This is a genomic window from Butyrivibrio sp. NC3005 (assembly GCF_000424545.1).
Classification (GTDB): Bacteria; Bacillota; Clostridia; order Lachnospirales; family Lachnospiraceae; genus Butyrivibrio.
Map to the genome: position 1 here is coordinate 1 of NZ_AUKC01000079.1, position 4,781 is coordinate 4,781.

Sequence of the window (4,781 nt, forward strand, 5' to 3'; positions counted from 1 at the left end):
GAGAGGACCGGGATGGACGGACCGCTGGTGTATCTGCTGCGAAGCCAATCGCATAAGGCAGGGTAGCCAAGTCTGGCAGGGATAAACGCTGAAGGCATCTAAGCGTGAAGCCCCCCTCAAGATGAGATATCCCCCAGAAATGGGTAAGACCCCTTGAAGAGTACAAGGTTGATAGGCATGAGGTGTAAGTGAAGAGATTCACTCAGCTGACATGTACTAATAGGTCGAGGACTTAACCAAGATAGGAAATAGATTGATTAGTTTAGAATTTCAGTGTTCGGTTTTCAGAGAACAATTTTTTTATGCTCTAAAATAGATAGTTAACAGTAAATGATTCTGCTTGTTTTGAGAATAATACTTAAGCATATGTTGTTTGAGTAACGTTCTTAAAGCGAGCAGTTTTTTTGTTTGGTCGATGATTATTATAAATCTCAGCAAGAAGTCATGATTTTTTACAGATTTTATTGACTCTACACTTGGTTCAAGGTATATATTGAGGTTGTTTAAGGACAAGAAAAGTTTAAAAAGAGCAATTTGGAGGAGAAATAATGTTTCAAAGTCAGAAAAGAATACGAGAGCAGCTTAAGAGTCAATTTGGTAAGAATCCAACCAAAGATCCTTATCATTATATACGAAGAGATAGACTTAAGCTAATTAAAAAGTTTCATGAAAAAATGGGTACTGGTACAGTAGACGAAGTAACATGGAATGATCTTGAAATGGATGATGTTTTTTTTAGAATTAACAATACAAAATCCTATATAGGAGAACAAGTATTATATCATAAGCTCCATTGTACAGATAGTGAAAATTCAGAAAATTTTGGACAAGCAGTACATTTTTTTGAGGAAAATGAAGATAAAAGGCTTATAGCTGAACAATACTTATTAAAGGTTGGTAAAAAGAGTAATAGCTATTATATGCCTCAGCTTATCGACATTCTATCTAACTGTGAAATTAAGTTTGATATTCTCTATAAATTTTTGCAGTTATTATTTTTCGTGTCATTGGCTTTGGGAGTTATATTTCATAATACACAGGGGGTACTTTTTTTTACAGTAGTAGCCTGCATCAACCTTTTAATATATATGAAAAAAAAGGCCGAGTCAGAATATATGATGGATTGTCTATATGGGATTTGTAATCTGTTATATGTATGTGAAGCGTTTATTAATAAAAAATGCTTGCCTGATAAGCTAATTGAAATCGAGAGAATTAGAGAAGATATCAAAAAGCTTCATTCATTAAAAAAAATGATAGGGGCGATTATCGCAAAAAAAAATAATGCTGCAGCTGATCCTCAGGGAATGCTTGCAGATTATATTATAGGAATTACCCTTTTTGATATTGTCTCTTTTAACAAAATTGTTAAAACAATAAGAGGAAATGAAGAATCAGTCATGAGAATTTATGAGGTAGTAGGAACGATTGATATGCTTATTTCAATTGCTTCATTTAGAAAGAGTCTACCTGAATACTGTCTTCCGGAGGATAATAATAATGAGATAATAAACGTTAGTAATATATATCATCCGCTTATTGAAAATGCGATAAAAAACTCTGTTGTTTTAAATAAATCTACCATGATAATGGGAGCGAATGCATCTGGTAAGAGTACTTTTATGAAAGCTCTGGCAGTGAATATGATATTAGCGCAAACAATATTTACCTGTTGTGCTCAAAGATTTGTGTATAAAGCGTGTTTAGTTATGACTTCAATGGCGGTTAGAGATGATATTAGTACTGGAGAAAGCTATTATGTTAGAGAGGTAAAATATCTTAAGAGAATGCTTAATGAAGCAGAAAAAGGAAGTTGTGTTCTATATTGTATTGATGAAATTTTAAAAGGAACGAATAATAAAGAAAGACTTGCGGCTTCAAAAGCAGTTTTAAGCTATTTATGTAGAAAAAGTGGTATGATTATAGTTTCTACACATGATAGTGAATTGGCAAGGAGCCTAAAAGAATATTATGATTTTTATCATTTTGACAGTGAATTTATCAAAGGAAGTATAAAGTTTGACTATCTTATAAAAAAAGGTTTTGGAGAAGGGTCAAATGCGATTGATTTATTATCATGTTATGATTTTCCAAAAGAAGTTGTAGAAGAGGCTAGATGCATTGTTGAGCAGGAACAAGCTAGAAACATGGCAAGGTGAACAAATTAAAGTGGGCATAAGAAAGAGTATGATTGACATATATTTAAGCAGAAATCAAAGAGGTTATGTCTGATAACATTAGACAAAAAATATTAAAAGGAGTGAACTGGGTAATTGAGAATTGGTGAAGTTTCAAACATCGTTGGATTAGATGTCAGTAGTATTAGATTCTATGAAAGAAAAGGTCTTATAAATCCAGACAGAGGAGAAGATAACAAATATAGAGATTATTCTCTTGAAGATATTGAATGTCTTAAACAGATTGTTCTTCTACGAAAGCTGGATATGTCAATAGAGGATATAAAAAGTATTCTTGTTAATGAGAATTCTATAGAAAATATGCTTTATGTTCAAATGAAGAAATTGCAGCAGGATAGGCAGCGAATTGATGGATCAATTATGCTTTGTAAAAAGATGATTGATGAGAATTTTGATTTAAAAGATACAGATGCATATATATCATATGTTAGTGAAGCTGAAAAGGAAGGAGTACACTTTCCAGATATCATGCCTGTACTTGATAGAATCAGTGAAAATTCCAGATTAGAATATTTTATTGGATATCCGTTTTTTATAAAGATAGTCAATAACAAGTTCTATAGAAGACTACTTGCTATAGGATTATTTGGAATCTTAGTAATATTTCCGATAAGTGAAGTGATTTTTTACAGTATAAGGTATAAAAATGGTATAGTTGGTTTTCACTATTTACTATCGTGGATAGTATATGCTATGTTTTCGATTTCATGTTTTGCAGGAATTCTATTAAAAAAAGAAAAGAAATAGAACATAAGTACCACAAACTAGATTATGTTTTACATAATCTCACAAAAAGAAAATCATAAAACATATTAAACTAGCCAAAGAAAAATAAAAAGATAAAAATAATTTCTAACTGAGCAAAAAAACTCAGATAGAAATTATTTTATACAAGACAAGTAATCAATCACATTAGACTGCACTTTTTTGCTTTGCAATTTGAAAACGATACAGCTCATACTCCTTTAAAATCTTCACATAATAGGCTTCATCTTCAGTAGCACGTTTTAAATCATTGTATCTTCCAGAATTTATAAGCCATGAGTAAAGTTTGTTGGTATCCTTCGTTCCTTCATGCTTTCCTTCAGAAAAACCCGCGTTTTTTCCTTCTGAATATCCTTCAGAACGACCATGTTTTTTGGCAACATGAATATTGTAATTATAGTCTGCAACGGCAATTTCTTCTGCGAAAATCATGGATAAAGCGTCTTTATTAAGAGAGAGTTTTAATGCATCATTATATATTCCAGCAAGAAAAGGATCACTTTTTATATCTTTTTCAACATACGGATTATTAACATCTGCTATCATAGCTAATAGTTTTAGAAGTTCAACATCTTCATCTTTACTATAAGTTTTAGACAAATACATATCTAAAGCTTTATCTAACTGAACAAACGCAATTTCACGAAGAAGAGGGAATTCTAATCCACTATCACTGACAGCACATTTGACGCGGTGTATGTATCGATTGCTATCGAAATCCTTAAATTTTTGAGGGCTTTCTTTCATTAATACCACTAAGATAACATAAGGATTTTTGTCCAATCTCGCCTGATTTTTATCTTCTTTGACAGGTAAGCTATATTGCATCATTAAAATTCGTGAAGTATATATTTCGAATCGACTGAAGATGAATTCTTGAACAACATTTTGTACATCAGAATTCGACGATCTACCATCTTTTAAATGAGAAGTTATATCACAGATTACTTTTCTGACATTGTTTTTTTCGTAATTCGTATTTGATTCGAGTTGGGTTATTTTCTCTTTCATTATTCGTTGCAATAAGAAATCAAATCTTGACTCTTGAGAATTTGGTGAAAAAATATTTTTAGCCATTATATTATAAGTTAAATCTGCGACCTTCTTACCGTTTAGAAGTGCCATTAAATCGAGTTTTTGAGAATCTGTTAACAATGGCGCATTCAGAACTTTCTCCTGTAATTCTGATAATGTAAAAGTTTTTCTTTCACTCATAATTAAAACTCCTTTTTTATAATGAGTATCAGTACTAAATCAAAAAAGAACATAAAGACATTTAATCTGTCTAATGTTTTGGTTATAAAGATAAAATTGTGCATAAAAATAAGAAACTGAGCAAATCAGTTCTTTTATAAACACTAAAAAAGTGGCGATTATCAGCGATATGCTGTGAGATAAATTCCCCGTTTGAAAAATCTCTAATTGCTATGTTATTCTAGCAGAAGACTTTGTTTTCGTCAATAGCAATCATTTCATTAATGTGATATTACATTGTATGTAATAAGGCGATAAATAAATCACACCCGTATAGATTAAAAAAACATTTTTTTGATAAGTAGTGCATGAAATGTAGTTTTGTCAGTTGCTGCAATGAATTTATTATAGTCGCTGAATTTAATTAATATATTTAAGAATCACAAAAATGTTTGCTGTAATCTTTATAAAGTCTGATAATTAAATAGTGTTTAAAACTATTACAGTTGGAGGCTTTTCATTTTTGATAACATTGGCGGCTAACTCGTGACTTTAGTCATGAGTTAGCCGCCTTTTCTTGACTCTGCTAATTACGTATGGTATTATATAGACATGGATAAAGAT

At 31.1% G+C, this 4,781-nt stretch carries 3 protein-coding genes and 1 rRNA gene; 3 read left to right on the forward strand and 1 reads right to left on the reverse strand.

The annotated features are described in order from the left end of the window. The 3 genes from G634_RS0114660 to G634_RS19500 form a co-directional block, all read left to right on the forward strand. Nucleotides 1-240, forward strand: a 23S ribosomal RNA gene (locus G634_RS0114660); the annotation flags it as partial. 308 nt (nucleotides 241-548) lie between these two features. Beyond that, entirely contained in the window at nucleotides 549-2,159 is a 1,611-nt protein-coding gene (locus tag G634_RS0114665) for a MutS-related protein (RefSeq protein ID WP_026505893.1), read from the forward strand. Between the two features lie 114 nt (nucleotides 2,160-2,273). Then, nucleotides 2,274-2,945 (forward strand): MerR family transcriptional regulator, encoded by a 672-nt coding sequence (locus tag G634_RS19500; RefSeq protein WP_035800343.1) that lies wholly within the window; start codon nucleotides 2,274-2,276, stop codon nucleotides 2,943-2,945. Between the two features lie 165 nt (nucleotides 2,946-3,110). Here G634_RS19500 and G634_RS0114675 read toward each other — a convergent pair whose 3' ends face one another. Continuing rightward, nucleotides 3,111-4,178, reverse strand: a complete 1,068-nt coding sequence (locus G634_RS0114675; RefSeq protein ID WP_026505894.1) for a hypothetical protein — start codon at nucleotides 4,176-4,178, stop codon at nucleotides 3,111-3,113. Between the last annotated feature and the right edge of the window lie 603 nt (nucleotides 4,179-4,781).